The organism is Paenibacillus sp. P4_A7, assembly GCF_056402455.1.
The window spans coordinates 1-16253 of sequence record NZ_JBFUHJ010000097.1; the positions used below are offsets into that span (position 1 = coordinate 1).

At 42.6% G+C, this 16253-nt stretch carries 13 protein-coding genes; 10 read left to right on the forward strand and 3 right to left on the reverse strand.

The window, feature by feature from the left end:
* The first annotated feature begins 393 nt into the window (after positions 1-393).
* Positions 394-1248, forward strand: a complete 855-nt coding sequence (locus tag AC1DWN_RS14535) for a DUF72 domain-containing protein (RefSeq protein WP_477559619.1) — start codon at positions 394-396, stop codon at positions 1246-1248.
* Positions 1249-1330: 82 nt separating this feature from the next.
* Here AC1DWN_RS14535 and AC1DWN_RS14540 read toward each other — a convergent pair whose 3' ends face one another.
* Entirely contained in the window at positions 1331-2341 is a 1011-nt protein-coding gene (locus AC1DWN_RS14540; RefSeq protein WP_477559620.1) for a DUF3895 domain-containing protein, read from the reverse strand.
* A gap of 194 nt (positions 2342-2535) precedes the next feature.
* On the opposite strand from AC1DWN_RS14540, the gene AC1DWN_RS14545 reads away from it, so the two are divergent.
* The 9 genes from AC1DWN_RS14545 (at position 2536) to pyrH (ending at position 13665) form a co-directional block, all read left to right on the forward strand.
* Positions 2536-3192 carry a pentapeptide repeat-containing protein gene (locus AC1DWN_RS14545; protein ID WP_477559621.1) on the forward strand — a complete coding sequence of 219 codons (657 nt, stop codon included), beginning with the start codon at positions 2536-2538 and terminating at the stop codon, positions 3190-3192.
* 153 nt (positions 3193-3345) lie between these two features.
* Positions 3346-4740 carry a threonine synthase gene (gene thrC, locus AC1DWN_RS14550; protein WP_477559622.1) on the forward strand — a complete coding sequence of 465 codons (1395 nt, stop codon included), beginning with the start codon at positions 3346-3348 and terminating at the stop codon, positions 4738-4740.
* Between the two features lie 84 nt (positions 4741-4824).
* Positions 4825-5871 carry a DUF1835 domain-containing protein gene (locus AC1DWN_RS14555; protein ID WP_477559623.1) on the forward strand — a complete coding sequence of 349 codons (1047 nt, stop codon included), beginning with the start codon at positions 4825-4827 and terminating at the stop codon, positions 5869-5871.
* 139 nt (positions 5872-6010) lie between these two features.
* A complete protein-coding gene (hisJ, locus tag AC1DWN_RS14560) occupies positions 6011-6832 on the forward strand; it encodes a histidinol-phosphatase HisJ (protein WP_477559624.1) in 822 nt (273 codons plus the stop codon).
* Between the two features lie 181 nt (positions 6833-7013).
* Complete coding sequence (locus tag AC1DWN_RS14565; protein ID WP_477559625.1) at positions 7014-8639, forward strand: S-layer homology domain-containing protein; 1626 nt, start codon at positions 7014-7016, stop codon at positions 8637-8639.
* 121 nt (positions 8640-8760) lie between these two features.
* A complete protein-coding gene (locus AC1DWN_RS14570) occupies positions 8761-9177 on the forward strand; it encodes an RNA polymerase sigma factor (RefSeq protein WP_477559626.1) in 417 nt (138 codons plus the stop codon).
* The gene (locus AC1DWN_RS14575) at positions 9174-10103 is read left to right on the forward strand and encodes a hypothetical protein (protein ID WP_477559627.1); all 930 of its coding nucleotides are present in this window, start codon (positions 9174-9176) and stop codon (positions 10101-10103) included. Before AC1DWN_RS14570 ends, AC1DWN_RS14575 begins: the two co-directional genes overlap by 4 nt.
* 199 nt (positions 10104-10302) lie before the next feature.
* Positions 10303-12894 carry a PAS domain-containing sensor histidine kinase gene (locus tag AC1DWN_RS14580; protein WP_477559628.1) on the forward strand — a complete coding sequence of 864 codons (2592 nt, stop codon included), beginning with the start codon at positions 10303-10305 and terminating at the stop codon, positions 12892-12894.
* Positions 12895-12918: 24 nt separating this feature from the next.
* Positions 12919-13665: a UMP kinase gene (gene pyrH, locus AC1DWN_RS14585; protein WP_477559629.1), complete on the forward strand. Its 747-nt coding sequence runs from the start codon at positions 12919-12921 to the stop codon at positions 13663-13665.
* A gap of 61 nt (positions 13666-13726) precedes the next feature.
* On the opposite strand, the gene AC1DWN_RS14590 is transcribed toward pyrH, so the two are convergent.
* Both AC1DWN_RS14590 and AC1DWN_RS14595 read right to left on the reverse strand, forming a co-directional pair.
* A complete protein-coding gene (locus AC1DWN_RS14590; protein ID WP_477559630.1) occupies positions 13727-15472 on the reverse strand; it encodes an ABC transporter ATP-binding protein in 1746 nt (581 codons plus the stop codon).
* Positions 15444-16253, reverse strand: an 810-nt coding sequence (locus tag AC1DWN_RS14595) for an ATP-binding cassette domain-containing protein (protein WP_477559631.1), incomplete at its 5' end; no start/stop codon positions are given. The genes AC1DWN_RS14590 and AC1DWN_RS14595, both read right to left, overlap by 29 nt.

Genomic DNA, 16253 nt, shown 5'->3' on the forward strand with positions numbered 1-16253 from the left:
CTATTGGTACAGGAGAGTTATGAATTTCCGGTTAATGAAGAGGCTGACGTAACAGAGCCTATTAAAACATGGAGGGCTTTCAAGTCGCAGCAGCTTGATTTCGCAGATCTAGGAGATTACCGGCAAAAGGCGATTGAAATTTTTAAAAGAGTGGATTGGACTTGATTCATTTATATGAATAATGATAGATAGAGCATGCTTTGATTGACGGCAGGCTCTTTTTTTGAAATATTGGAAAGTATAAGTTTCACGTTTACACTCCGCCTATATTTTTACGAGAAACCGTTTGTCCTTAGACAAGGACGATGTAGTCGTTTCTTCTTATGTGATAATGGGAATAGATATAGTTAAAATAAGATTTAATAGTTGAATATATTAAAAGTGGTGAAAATCATGATTTCAGTAGGCCTAGCAGGATGGGGAGATCACGACCTGATATATAATGTGGGTGTTAAACCTCAACAAAGATTAAAGGAATATAACAAATATTTTTCTGTAGTTGAAGTAGACAGCTCCTATTACGCTATCCATAAATCTGAACTTTATGAGCGATGGATAGCAGACACAACAGTAGATTTTTCCTTTCTAWTTAAGGCATATCAAGGTTTAACGGGACATACACGTCAGAAATATTCCAATGCAGAAATGGATGTGATGTTTCAAGCTTTTAGGGAGTCAATACTTCCTGTTATTGAAGCTGGAAAATTAAAAGCTGTCCTTTTTCAATATCCCCCATGGTTTGACTGTAATCGTAGTCATGTAGACTTATTGCGTTTGACTAAAGACCGAATGAAAAATATTCCGCTGGCACTAGAATTTCGTCATCAGAGCTGGTTCAGTGCAGAAATGCAGCAAAAGACATTGCAATTTATGCGCAATGAAGGCTGGATACATAGTATTTGTGATGAACCACAGGTTTTTCCAGGTTCCATTCCAACTATTTTAGAGGCAACCAATGAAGATTTAACGATATTACGTTTTCACGGTAGAAATGTTCAGGGCTGGGCCTCAAGCTCAAATGGAACAGCTAATTGGCGAGAAGTAAGGTATCTTTATCGTTACAGCAATGAGGAGTTGCTTGAATGGAAGGATAACCTAGAGTATCTTCAAAAAGAAACGAAGGAGGTTTGTGTGATTTTTAATAATAATTCCGGTGGTGATGCTGCATCAAATGCATTCCAACTCATGGATTTATTAGGCCAAAAGACAAACGATCTTCCACCACAGCAGATTGACTTATTCGAGTGATTTGTCAGTGGAGCTTATACTTAGTCATTTACGTCCAGACGGGGCAAGCCCAGCATGGACGCAAACGCCGATTATTAAGCAATTATTGCGCCGTGTAAACACGATCTTCCGCACTTGTTTCTACAAGTATGCAGCGTCCTGTAGCGGTTAGCTTGTCGAGGTATGCGGCAACTGCGATATAAATATCCGGTTTACCGGTCGCCATTCGCTTACTTGAAACGAGCTTCTGCTTCACTAGAAATTCCGAAACGGCTAAGCAGCTGATTCGTCCTAATGGGATAGCATCATCGATGATGCGCTTCGCGGAGGAAGGCAGATGGAACAGATCACTGCTCGATTCGAATGGAATGGGAGCTTGCTTCACCTTCACCTCTACGTCTACTTCTTCAAACACGAAGAAGCCTTGGTTATCGTCAAGTACCATAAAGGCCGCTTGCGTTTCTTCCGAGGTGACATACGCTGAATCAGAGTGAGTTTCCTTTACTATAGCGACTGGCGGCTTCTGTCTGTTTACCTTCTCTAAATCACGAAGCTTATTGCGAAGCTTAGCAAGCTGACGATCAAGCAGCGGGAGTCCGGCCTTCAGATGCTCTTGTACATCATGCGGAACCTCAAAATCGAGCGGGAATGGTTGATACAGATGGTGATTAAGCTTCCAGCCGCTCTGATACTTGCTTAGCATTTCATTCATCTCGCTATCAAGCACGTCGAAGCCCTTCATAATATCGTTAATCGTCTTCGCATCAATACCCGTATGCAATTGCAGATGGTCAATCCCGAAATAACGCATTTTATTTGTCGGAAGATGGAGCACTTGGTGCTGGTAACGAAGTGATCTGCCACATTCACATTTTGTATGAGGAGATACCTCGCCGCTATCGGTAAATCCAATGTAGTCCCACTCATTTATGTGCGACTCGATTTCCTCAAGCTCAGCATCCTCCGGTATGAATTGGCACTTCACCCTTGCAAGATGCCGCGCAAACATGGTTCTTCTGCCTCGTACAAGCACATGATGAATAAAATGCCGTTGTTCCTCCGTTAGCTGCCCCATAATTTGATCACGCTGCTCCAGCGAAAGTTCGTATGGCATGCTGCACCTCCAATGTTTTAAAAATGAGTCATTTATTACAGCAAGCATAAAATTTAGTTTGAAATGAAGAGGAATGGTCACTATTATTGTACCATAACTCTATTTTTATATATGGGTGTTCAAATGAGTTATAATGATTAACAGCGACAGCCGTTTACGCTTGGGAACGACTGTAACAGGAGGTTATTATGATTATGTCTAGCAAAAAAGAAAAAATAGAAGTGCCGAAAATTCCGAGCTTACTGGAGCCTCTAGTCATTTCTGATTATGAGATAGTCGATGAACATGAAATAAGTGACTCGGTTGTCGAGGATTCTTCGGTTAATAATCAATCTGCCTATAAAGCATGTTTTGACAGAGTACTATTTAAGAATGTCCTGTTTAGAGGGAACAGCTTGAGAAAAGCCGAGTTTACTGATGTTCGTTTTGAAAACTGCGATTTATCAAACATTGATTTAAGTGAATCAGTTTTCCATAGAGTTTCGTTTCATAACTGCAAGCTTATTGGCATGGATATTACGGGAGCGACCATTCGGAATGTACGCTATGAGCAATGTATGGCGGACTATTCGGTATTACGATTCGCTAATGTGAAGGGTGCGAAATTCGATAAGTGCTCGATGGCCAAGGCGGATATGTCCAATATGACGCTGTCTCAAGTTTATTTTGATGAAACGAACCTCGATCAGGTACAGTTTTCGCAAACGAAGCTAGGCGGGATAGACATTAGCAGCTGTGAGTTCAATAGCCTGGGTGTTACAATTGAGGATCTGAGACGGTGTATCATCTCTCCCTCGCAGGCGGTAGTATTTGCTACTATATTCGGCCTTGTCGTAAATGAGGAGCTTTAATTGAAATAAATGAATGAAATAAAGGAAATGACTTGAGATTAAGGGCATCCTTTTCATATAATGGTAGGAGTAAATAAAATTTCGGAATAATATCGTCAGCTAGATTGTCCGCAATCAGCTGTTATCAGCATTATATTGTAGGAGGATATACAGATGGAGTATGTTAGCACACGCGGTAATGTCGGTAAAATAGGTTTTATCGATGCGTTTATGATGGGGTTAGCGGATGATGGCGGCCTCTTGGTTCCAAATGAAATTCCGGTTATTTCAGCAGCAACGCTGAAGGAATGGCAAGAGCTTAGCTATCAAGAGCTGGTTCTCGCAATTTTCTCCTATTATACGAACGGTGAAATACCGGACGAAGATCTCAAAACGATGGTTAACGCAAGCTACTCAACCTTTCGGGACCCGCAGGTAACGCCGGTTCGTAAATTAAATGACAGCTTGTATTTGCTTGAGCTTTTCCATGGTCCTACGTTTGCATTCAAAGACATTGCCCTGCAATTCATGGGTCAGCTTTATACGTATGTATCCAAGAAACAAAATAAAAAAATTCATATCCTTGGCGCAACATCCGGCGATACTGGAGCATCGGCTATTGAAGGTGTTAAGGGCAAAGAGGGCATTAAAATTTGTATTTTGCATCCGCATGGTAAAGTCAGCAAAGTGCAGGAGCTGCAAATGACGACGGTTCAAGACGACAACGTGCTTAACTTGTCGGTTGAAGGCAACTTCGACGATTGTCAGAGAATGATTAAGGACTTGTTCGCTGATCTAGACTTTAAAGCGACCAATCAGCTTGCAGCCATTAACTCGATTAACTTCGTGCGTATATTAGCACAAACCGTTTATTATTTTTACGCCTATTTCCAAGTGGCAAAGCAAACAGATGTGAAGCAGGTTAACTTCAGCGTTCCAACTGGCAACTTCGGTGATATTTTTGCAGGATACCTTGCTAAACGTATGGGTCTTCCAGTAAATAAACTGATTTTGGCAACGAACGAAAACAACATTTTGGAGCGCTTCATTCATGAAGGTGTGTATAAGCCGGGAGACTTCCGCAGCACGTATAGCCCATCGATGGACATTCAAGTAGCGAGCAATTTTGAACGCTATCTCTATTATGTTTTAGGCGAAAATCCGGAACAAATTCGGACGCTGATGGAGAAGTTCAAGGCAGAAGGACAAATTGTGATCTCCGAGGAAGCGTTAAGCAAAGTACATGCAGAGTTTGCAGCACACGGGGTAGAAGGACAAGAGTGTCTGGCTACCATTTCAACCTATAAAGCAGAAACAGACTACCTGCTTGATCCGCACTCAGCTTGCGGTGTTGCTGCGGCTGAAAAGTGCAGTGGTGACAACGAAATTACAATATCACTTGCAACGGCTCATCCAGCTAAGTTCGACGAAGCGATCAAGCTTTGCAACATTGAGCAGCAATTTCCAGAGCAAATCTCATCGTTGTTCGATAAGCCGCAGCGTCAGACACGTATCGATGGCAAGCTGTCAGAGGTTGTTCGTGAGATTGAGAAATTTTATAACGCTTAATGATGTAGACAACGCAGGGCTGTCTCTTAAGGTTTAGTGCCTTTCGGGACAGCCTTTTTTATTTAGAAAGGTGAGGTGAAGCTTTTGGATAAACTTGAACAACTACGTACAGCAATCCATGAACTCACACCGAAAGAAGTGAAGCTGCTCCTCATGCATGCCATGCTCCAAATGGATTCAACTGAAAGTAATAAGAATGCAAAAGTTGATCTTTATGATAATTTGAAGGAGCTATACGAAGAATTGCTTGTTTCCAAGATGAGAAGACAAATTTGGGAGCCCGATTCTGATAGCATGAAAGTGCATATGTTGTTCGGAGATTCTGCTGCGGGAAGCTTGAAAGTGGCAATAAAGAAAATGGAATTAATTGATACAAACAAGGTTATTTCCTTCCATGATAACTACTCTATAGGTCCACTATGGCAGCTTCACGAGGAGGCTGGTCGGTTACGAAGAATGGAGTGGTTTAGAGACCATATAAACGTGGGTTATGATGAGTACGAAGACGAATCAGAAGCTTATCATCAAAGCTTGCTTGAGCAAATTGCAAAGATACCCAAGCAAGCCTCAATTGTGCTATGGATTAGCAKCAACGCCCATGAGCAGGTCGGCTTGAGGCACGCCGTCTATATGCTGAGGGACATCCCGAATGACATATTCGTATTTCATGTAGATGAGGCTTGCAGCAAAAGATTCAATCGTTCGGATGCTTTCATAGACTATGTACATTCTGGAGAAATTCCTGATGAAAAACTGCAGGCCGTTTTTGGAGCATCCGAGGACGATGGGCCTATAACAATCGAAGATAGAAAGTCGCTGGAGCGTGAATGGTTGGCGCTTGCCGAACAGCAAGAGGTGCTGCGTATATGGAGTCAAAAGAGAATACTTAGCGTCGATCATCATTATTTCGATTCGTATTTGCTAAAGACGGTTGAGAAATTGCATGCTTACAAGGAGAATAATGAGTTTATTAAGGCTGCAAGGGTAATAGGAGAAGCGATTGGACACTGTGATCAATACATAGGTGACAGCTACTTCGAATATCGGCTGCGGGAGCTTATTTACAGCAGTAAATTGGAAATTAAGGGTGTGCCGAGAGCGATGAGGTATTACAGTGTTAGGCGCAAATGAGTAAGTTTTTTTAAAATGTTAAAATATTATGAAGACCTAAATATCCGCCATATGTCTGGTAAACTTAAAACTATAGTATATAGGATAGAAACGATAGATGAACGATAAGGATCTAACAACTAGTAGAGGGGTAGTATTCATGGAGATCAAATGGGATGGGCATACGCACACTAGGCATTGTTATCATGGGAGCTCTGAAGCTCAAGAATTGTATATTGATCGTGCAATAGCATTAGATTTTGATAGATATACAATCAGCGAGCATCCACCCTTGCCAAAGGGTTGGATTGACGATATTACTTTAGTTAACGAGCTGGCTATGCCGGATGAAGAATTACCTGTATATATGGCATATGCAAATCAGATGAAGAAACAATATGAAGGCCAAATAGAGATAGCGGTCGGTTTGGAGCTTGATTATTTACCCGGGCAGCTTAGCTTCACTGAGAAAATAGTCGACGAATGGCAGAAAGATTTAGAGGATGTTGTGTATTCTGTGCATTATTTGCCAGGTGTAGGGGGCACGCGCTGCATTGATTTTAAACCGGATGATTTCAAAACGAATCTTCTAGCTCATTACGGCACGATGGAAAAATTAGTGGACGAGTACTACAATCACGTAGAGGCAGCTATCGAGTTTGCATCAAAACTCCCTATGCGTAGACGAATTGGGCATATCAACTTAATCGAGAAATTTTCTCTTGCGCTGCCTCCGATTGATGATGCGCAAATAAGAAGAAGACTCGAAGGGATTATTCCATTGCTCGTAAAAGCAAACGTAGGAATTGATGTGAATACTGCGGGACTAAGAGTTGCAACATGCGGTAAACCTTATGTGCCGGAATGGTTTTTAGCGGAGTGTAGAAAGCAAGGAATTGCATGTGTTTATGGCTCGGATGCCCATAACCCTGCGCATTTGGGTACAGGCTGGGATTGGTACGCGGAGCAGATAAGTCTTTAACTCATAGTTCATTATAGCGAGTATAAAATAAAGGCCGCCGGTTCATATACCGACGGCCTTTTGATGTTGTGAATGAATCTACTAAAAAACGGAACCTTTTCCAGCGAGCTACGTCTAATTAATGGTAGACTAGTAGGATTGAACGGAAGCAAGCTGATTAGCAATAAGAGGAGGATTTCATATGTTTAAAAGAATAGTAGCATTATCATTATTAATTTTAATAGGGACGACAGGCCATGCCTTTGCGTATGACTCGCAATTGAAACCTTTTAAAGACGTGAAGGAAAAGGATTATGCCCTTGAATCGGTTTATTTTCTGTCGGCTCTTGGCATTATTCAAGGCTTTCCAGATATGACTTTTAAACCAGAGGATTCCTTGTCGAGAGAAGCGTTTATCAAATTACTCGTTTCTACTGCAAAAATAAATATTGAAAAACCCGCTGGCAGCAAGCCAGCAGATGTTAGCGTGAGCAGTTGGTCTTATCCTTATATAGCAGCAGCTTATGAAAGAAAATGGATCGATTTTTTGATAGATAAAGACGGAGCCTTTCATCCGAGACAAACGATAACTCGCGAGGAAGTCGCTGCATTAATGGGCAGATTTTTGTTGGAATCGCAGACAGCTGATTATAGTAAGCAATGGCTTTCTACGGATTGGGAGACAGAACGAGATCAAACGGCGTTTAAGGATCAATCTAAATTGAATGCTGCGCTTCAGCCTTATATTTACTATAGTGTAAACCAAGGTATTATGATGGGAGATCCAACCGGTTTTTCACCAAATAAACCATTAACACGCAAGCAAGCTGCTGCTGTTCTCTATCGATTAATTGATTCGAAATTGACAGAACAGAGTCTCGACATCACCGGCTATTATGCTATTTCATCTTATTCTGCGATTCAGCATATGCCTTCATTAACCAATGTAGCTTTTGGCTGGTCGCATATGGAGTACAACTCAGCAGGAACTGCGGAGCTAAATACCGCATCAACCGAGTATCGGATACCGAATGGTTCCGCGGAGGTGCTTACTGCGGCGGATCAAGCACAAATCGGTAAAGAACTGATGATTTATTACACTAACAATAATTTGAAGGATTTTATTAAGGATCAATCGGCGCGGAAATCATTTATTGATTCTTTAATGGTCACGCTGGAAGATGCTAAATATGGATTTACGGGCATTAACCTTGATTTCGAGGGTCTTAGGGAAGTGGCAAGCCGTTCCGATTTTCTCTCGTTCGTTAAGGAGCTGAAGGGAAGAATGGGTGATCTGACTTTAGCTGTTACCGTTCCACCTACCAATTATTTTAAAGGCTATGATCTGAAAGGGATTGGCGAAATAGCAGATACAGTCATTCTAATGGCGTATGACTTTACTCATGAGGTCAGCAACCTRCCATCAGCGCCGCTGCCGCTTGTTAATGAGACAGTAGTGGATGTGTTAAAGTCTGTACCCAAACATAAGCTGGTGCTCGGCATATCGAAGCAAGCTAATCAATGGATTACTAAGGACGGCAAATCAGAGCTGTTTAAACCGAAAATCATCGATGTAGAAAATCGCTTAAAACAGCTAGGTGTTACCCAATCGGTAATGATGCCGTTTTTCCTCAATCAAATCAAATTTCAAGACGACCTCGGAAGCCATGAGATTTTTTACGAGGATACCAATAGTATTGCCAAAAAAATAGCACTCGCTAAGTTTTATGGTCTAAAGGGTATTTCTTTGTGGCATATGGGTAATTTTACAGCATCAGATTGGGATTTGATCGCTCAAGAAAAAGCATCAATGACAGCTAGTCAGTAGCATACAAATAGAGAAGCTCTCCTTTTATTAGGATGAGCTTCTTTGTTGATTAGAAGAAAGAAAATTTTTTTCGTCAAGGTTGTGACCAAAGTAGCCATTGAAGTGTGTTTAGTGTAAGAATGTGAACAGATCAGCTTGTGGAGGTAACAAAAACGATGCGGAGGAAGCGGTACAGGAGACATTCATCAAACTGCTGTACAAGGCGCCGAGCTTTCATGAGCCAGAGCACGAGAAAGCATGGCTTATTCGGGTAATGACGAACCATTGCAAAAATATGCAGCGCAGCTTATGGCGTAGACGGGTCGTGAGCGTGGAGGACATAGAAAGTTGCTTTCAATCTCTAAAGGATTTGCAGTTGTTTGAAGAGGTGGTAGGGCTACCGTTTAAATATAAAGCAGTTATCCATCTTTTCTATTATGAGGACTATACGGTCAGGCAAATTGCAGAAACGCTGAGCCTTAGTGAGTCTGCGGTCAAGATGCGCTTGCAGCGCGGCCGTCAGCTTCTAAAGCTGGAACTGGAAGGAGGCATATTATGAAGCATAGCGATTATAAGCGGGTCGTCGATCAGATTAAACCGGATGCGGCATTAGAAGCTAGGCTTGCAAAGAAGCTGCAAAGCAAGACACGGCGAAAAAGATTCAGGCCAGCGGCAATAGTTGCTGCGTGCATGGTGTTGGCTTTACTTTTGGGTGTCTGGGTTATTCGATCGAATGAGGAAAATCATATTTTAGAGAACATCGTGGCTGAAGATGGTACAGTGGTTATTCCTCAAATTAAGCTTCCTAAAAAAATGAAAGGCTCAGCTGATATGATTGGGCTTATCGTATATCAGGGTAGAATTTATACGCAGAGCGGAACTTCAATTGCAGTGGGAGATGCGAAGCCGTTGCTGGGTACAAAGATAGGGCGAACCAAGCCAAGTATTAACGAGTGGAGCAAACAAAGTGATTATGCGGAAGAGCTGGCTTCGTCCGTTGGAAATAGAGATGTATATACAGTCAAGGGGTATGACAGCAGCTTCAGAATTATGACGTATGACGAAGAAAACGGTGAAGTGAGGGCAGAAATTTATGAATGTATGAATGGCATTACACTGCGGAGTGGTGCAGACTTATTCGGACAATTAAAGCTGACCAATCAACTAGATTCCGCAACTTGGGAAAGGTTTGGCAACTGGGATCAAAATACAAAGGAGCATAATGTACTTGCTGTGAATGACACACTGGAAGCGTTTCTTCTGGCTATGTACGATTCCAAACCGATAGCCCAGCAAACACTTCAGAGTCAAGGGATATTCGACAACGGTGAACAAACACAAAAATTTATTTATCTGCAGCTTAAGGATAAAAGTGTCGTTGAATTGCGATTGTTTAAGGATGGCTATGTCATGTACAGCTTCTCCCATGTATTTTTTAAGATGGAGGATGCTGTGTTTACCGCACTTTGGAACGATCTGGCGTAAACAAAAAAACACTAAAGCATTTATTGCTTTAGTGTTTTTTGTGTGCTCAGAATGGTATATTTTATTTTTGTAAAGTTTCCCAACGTTGGTATACAAGAGGATTTTAGAAAGTGCAGAATGTTTTGTAGAAAATTGCAGGACTAATTATCTGTTCTGTCGAATATGACAGCAAATTGCTTTACTAAAAGTGAGGGATATCATGGCCTACGAATCGAGTAACATCGGATGGAAACTGGATTTAATGGATGACGAACTATGGAAAGCAAATATGCAGTTATCTAGTGAAGATGTATTTCGTAAAGCATTTGAATATTCGACTAATGGTGTAGCTATTGTCGCGCCAAACGGACGGTGGCTAAGAGTTAATCGTTCGTTTTGCCATATAACAGGCTATTCGGAAGAAGAGCTGCTATCCTTAGATTGTCTATCTATTACCCATCCTGATGATCATGTACTCAGTATAAAATATGGAATAGAGATGGTGAGCGGACAGATTCCTTTCTTACAATTTGAGATGAGGTTTATACATAAACTTGGACATACTGTATGGGTTATGTTTAGCAGTAATCTATATTGTGATGACGAGAACAGTCCCCTCTACTGCATTTCACAATTTGTAGATATTACGGAGTACAAATGTACGACGGATGCTTTGTACCTGACGCGGCAGGAGTTGAAAGATACTGTTCGTCTGCAGCAGGGAATGACTTTCAAATTCAAGAAGATTAACAAACGCTTCATTCATACGTTATGTGACGGAGAGCTGCTGTATCAACTGGGTTTGACACCGGAACAAGTCGTGGGCAAACAGCTGGAAGACTTTTGGTCTAAAGATCTTGCCACAGAAAAAGAAAAGTATTACCAACGTGCCTGGGAAGGTGAAGAGAACGTCACTTACGAGGGAGAATACGGTGGTATTACCTATTTGGCAACTTTACGTCCGGTGAAACGGGATGGCCAAGTAGAAGAAGTAATTGCGTCCTGTGTTGATATTACCGAAAGGAAGGTAATTGAGCAGCAATACAGTTCGCTTTTTGAATACCATCCTGATGCGATTATTTCCTGCGATTTAAGTGGTCGTATTCTGAGCTGCAATCAGGCATGCGAAACAATGACAGGTCATCAAAAGGAAGAACTTCTTTATCAATGGATTGGAAGATTTATTGCAAAAGACGAATGGTATAAATCATCGGTAAACTTTCGTGACATGGCGGATGTAAAACCGAAACAATTTGATATTATAGCTACGCACAAGAAAGGGCATCGCATTGCATTAAATATGACAAGGGTACCCCTTATTGTTAATAATGAAATCGTTGGTCACCATTTGATCATAAAAGATATTACGGAGCAAAAAAGAACACAAGATGAGCTCACCACAACAAAAGAATTGCTTGAATCGTTTTTCAGGAATATGGATGAGGCAATAGCTATTTTTGAACCAAGCGGCAATATACTGCAAGTCAACCACGCATTTGAAAGAATCTATGGCTGGAAGTCGGACGATATTGTCGGAAGTGAGTTACCTGAGAGGCTTGTTGAATTTACATGTAGTCTGGTAGAAATGTCCCAGAAGATTTACCTTGGTGAACTAGTCATTGCTCATGAGACGATCCATAGAGACAAAAGAGGAAAGGAGATTCATGCCAGTCTTACTCTTTCCCCTATTCGGGATGTTCATGGGGAGATCGTTGCTTTTGCAAGCATCATAAGAGATATTACAGAACAAAAGCAGGCTGAAATGGTGCTTCGTGAGAATGATCACCGTTATCGTCAGCTCATTAAACTGTTGCCTGAACCCATTGTAGTGCACAGTGATGGGATACTCGTCTATTTAAATGATGCAGCAAACGCACTTATTGGAGCTACAAGTCAAGAGGAGATCGTTGGACAATCGATATTTAATTTTATTCATCCCGACTTTCATCAGCAAGTCATAGATAACATCAAAGAAGTTGCGAAAGGGACTACAATGGATTTTTCAGGATGTAAGTTTGTTCGTATGAACGGGGAAGTGATAGAGGTTGAAGCCTGCAGCACGAAAGTAAATGAATACATGGGTAGATCCGTTATCCAAACCGCAATCAGAGATATTACGAACCGTAAGCGAACGGAAGAACTGCTGAGAAAATCGGATAAGCTATCCGCTGTTGGTCAACTTGCAGCTGGAGTGGCACATGAAATTCGAAATCCATTGACGGCATTAAAAGGGTTTATTCAATTGCTGCAATCTAGAACGAATGAAAATAGAGATTACTTCGATATTATGATGTCGGAGATTGAACGTATTAACTACATCGTTAGTGAGTTTATGCTCCTAGCTAAACCTGCCCAGGTCATCCATTTTGAACAAAAAGATATTCGTAAGCTGACCCATAATATACTATCGCTTTTGGATACTCAGGCCATTATGAATAACGTCCAAATTCAAACGGAATTTGATCCGGATATCCAAATGATCACTTGTGAAGAAAATCAACTCAAGCAAGTATTCGTGAATGTGATTAAAAATGCAATCGAAGCGATGCCGGATGGGGGGCAGCTTTTCATCCAAGTTAAGCATAAAAACAAGCGTAATATTTTGATCCGCTTTATAGATCAGGGATGTGGCATTCCACAAGAGAAGCTTCCGAAGTTAGGAGAGGCCTTTTATAGTACAAAAGAAAAAGGCACCGGACTAGGACTTATGATGTGTTATAAAATCGTTGAAGCTCATCATGGTCAAATGAACATTAAAAGTAAGCTCGGTAAGGGAACTACGATTGATGTTATTCTACCGGCAAGCAGTTAGGTATTTCAAATGGAGGTGCAATCGATGAACAGATATAAGAGAGTTCTTATAAAACTAAGCGGGGGTGCAGTGGCTGGGAGCAGTGAATTCGGTTTTGAACCAGAAAGGTTGAACCATATTGCAAGGGAAATTATGTCGGTCGTGAATATGGGCGTTGAGGTGGCTCTCGTCATTGGCGGCGGAAATATATTTCGTGGGAATATGGCCGAAAGCTGGGGCATCGAGAGAGCGGAGGCCGATAATATCGGCACGCTGGCTACGGTTATCAACAGCCTTATGCTCAGGGGAGTGCTTAAAGCGAATACGGACAAAGAAGTCCGCGTCATGACTGCTTTGCCGGTTACATCGGTTGCTGAGCCTTATATTCGTTTGAGAGCCATCCACCACTTGGAAAAAGGGTATATCGTTATTTTCGCAGGTGGCAATGGACAGCCCTATGTTACAACCGACTACCCATCCGTTCAACGGGCGATTGAAGTAAACTGTGATGCGCTATTAGTGGCCAAGCAAGGCGTAGACGGTGTGCTCGAAGCCGATCCTAAGCTTAATAAAAATGCTAGAAGATTTAAGTCGCTGCATTACAATGACGTGATTCAGCAGGATCTAAAGGTTATGGACCAGGCGGCGTTTATTCTAGCGAGAGATTATAATTTGCCTATCCATGTTTTTAACTTCGATAAGCCGGGTTCAATGAAGGAAATTTGTGAAGGCGTTAATAATGGTACGATCATTAGCGCTCAGTCTAAATTAGAGCTTGAAGAAGGTATCTAGATACTGCTGGACTTTGTAGCGCTGCTTTGATAGTCAAGATAGACAGCGACGACTGACTGCTCTAACCGTTACTCCGCTGCTCTGACCATAGTGCCTGATAAATACTAGGCAGCATCATTAACTCAGCGTGAACACCTCTTTCGACTAGACGGCCCTGATTGAATACCAGAACCTCGTCTGATCTTATAGCCACATCGAGTCGATGTGTTATGAAGATCAGCGTGGTCGTACATTGCTTTTCTTGTATCAATTGATTCAGCAGCCTGCGTTCGGTCCCTTGGTCCAGCGATGAGGTCGCTTCATCTAGAATGAGAACAGAAGGCTTTCGCAGGAGAGCACGAGCAATGCTGATTCGCTGTCTTTCCCCACCAGATAGCTGCAGCGCTTGTTCACCTACAAGGGTAAGCAATCCTTCCGGTAGTCTGGAAATCCACTCTGATAACTGCGCAATTCGTACAGCTTCCTCGATTGCTTCCATCTCATAATCGACAATGCCATATACGATATTATCTAATATCGTTCCACTTCGAAGCACAACATCCTGCGTAACACAAAGTATATGGCGTCTAAGCCAGCCAGCATCTATTTGCGAGAGAGGAATGCCGTTAAGACTAATGGAACCAAATGATGGATCACGCAGTCCGAGCATCAGATCGGCTAATGTCGACTTACCTGATCCTCGATGACCTACAATAGATACAATTGATCCAGATGCAACTTGAAAGCTTACATCGTCTAGTACAGTACGGCTGCCATAATCGAACGATAGCTGCTTTGCCTTAAGAGTCAGCAAACCACTTGGGACAGCGATTTCGCCTTTCTGTTTGGCGGGGAAACAAATATCCGTTACGCGCTCCACAGAAGGAACAACCTTTATTACATCCATTATCATCTCAATGAATGAGGCACCGAAAGGCCGGAGCCAATTGTATATGGCGATAAAGGCAACAAGTGAACCGATTGTTAATGTTTCATTCAACACGAACCAACCGCCTGCCACATACATCAATACAAGGCAGCATGCGTTTAGTGCAGCATGGAGCATTTGGGCACGATGCTGAATAATAACACCAAGACGGGTATGCTCCCACTCCTCATTCAAGCAGTTTTTCACGTCTGAAAGAGCCGTTGCTTCCTTGCCGTTTGCTTTAATAAAAGCGGCTCCAGATACAAGCTCGCGCACAAGCTCTGATACTTGAGAGCTTTGGTATGCCGTATTTGCTGCTTTCTCTTTGATATGGCGGCCAATAATCGTAATAAGCACAGCTTGCCCAGCCCATAATACGAGCACGACCCAGCCTAAGCTGGGCTTCAAATAGAGCAGAATAGACGAACCAGCAGCTATTGTTACGACGTGGAAAATCATAAAGCCTAAATGTCCATTCACCATATTGGTCATTTGGCGAGTATCATCAAGTATTCGCGTAAGCATATCACCTATACGATTATTGCGCAGCCATTCGAGCGGCTGATGCTGAAGACCGTTATACAGGTCTGCTCGTCCTTTTCCAGCTAATTGAATGAGGAACCGACCGCCTATATTTTCGAGTATGATCATTAAGCTCCCTGTAATAGGAGCAGCAACCATACATACCGTAACGATAACAAGTAGGTTCCAGTTTTGCTGAGGAAGCAGTGTCTCAAGTACGTATTTGGAAAGGAAGGGAGGCACCATATATAGGAGACTACCGATTATGTTTTTCATCACGATTAGAAAAATAGTAAACCAACGAGGCCCAAGATGCGCTCTGGTGTAAGCGGCTATAGCTTGTCGTTTATTAGATTCTGGCAGCAAACTCACGCTCATTATACCGGGCCCCCTCTAATCCTGTATAATCTGCCGATTGGTCTGACTGCTCACTCTCTTGTTGCCAAAGCTTGGAGTATAAGCCTTGAAGCTGCAGCAATTCTTCATGCGTTCCTTCTTCCACTAACTCTCCTTGATCGAGGACGAGAATGCGATCGGCCATTGCTGCTCCCCTTAATCGATGCGTGACCTGAATGCGTGTAATCCCGTTTGTGMAGCTGTTCAGGGCTTTATAAACAAGCGTCTCGCTTTTCTGATCGAGTGAGGAGGTTGCTTCGTCAAGCAGCAGTACATCCGGGTTCTTCAGCATGGTGCGTACTAATCCGATGAGCTGACGTTGACCGCCCGATAAGCGGTTGCCGCTCGCGCCAATATCGGAGTCATAGCCGGAAGGGAGCTGTTCGACAATGTCATGCGCACCAAAAGCTCTCATCCACCTATCTATCGTCTTCTGATCCGCATCGCAAAGGTAGGTGAGATTGTGATATAAGCTGGCACGGAACCAGACATCCTCCTGCATGACATAGCCGAAGCGCTTCCGCAGGTTCGTCGCATCAAGCTCTTTCAGCTGAGTTCCACCAATGTGAATATCACCTGATGTAGGCTCTTGAAGCCGCAGAAGCAGCTTAAGAAGAGTGCTCTTACCGGCTCCGCTTGGTCCAACTATTGCAATATGTTCACCTGGGGCAACCGTGAAGCTGAGATTGTGAAGCAAATAGCCCCGTTCCCCTGCAACGGCAACATTGGCAAAGACTATCGATTGTCCACGAAAGTCTAAGGG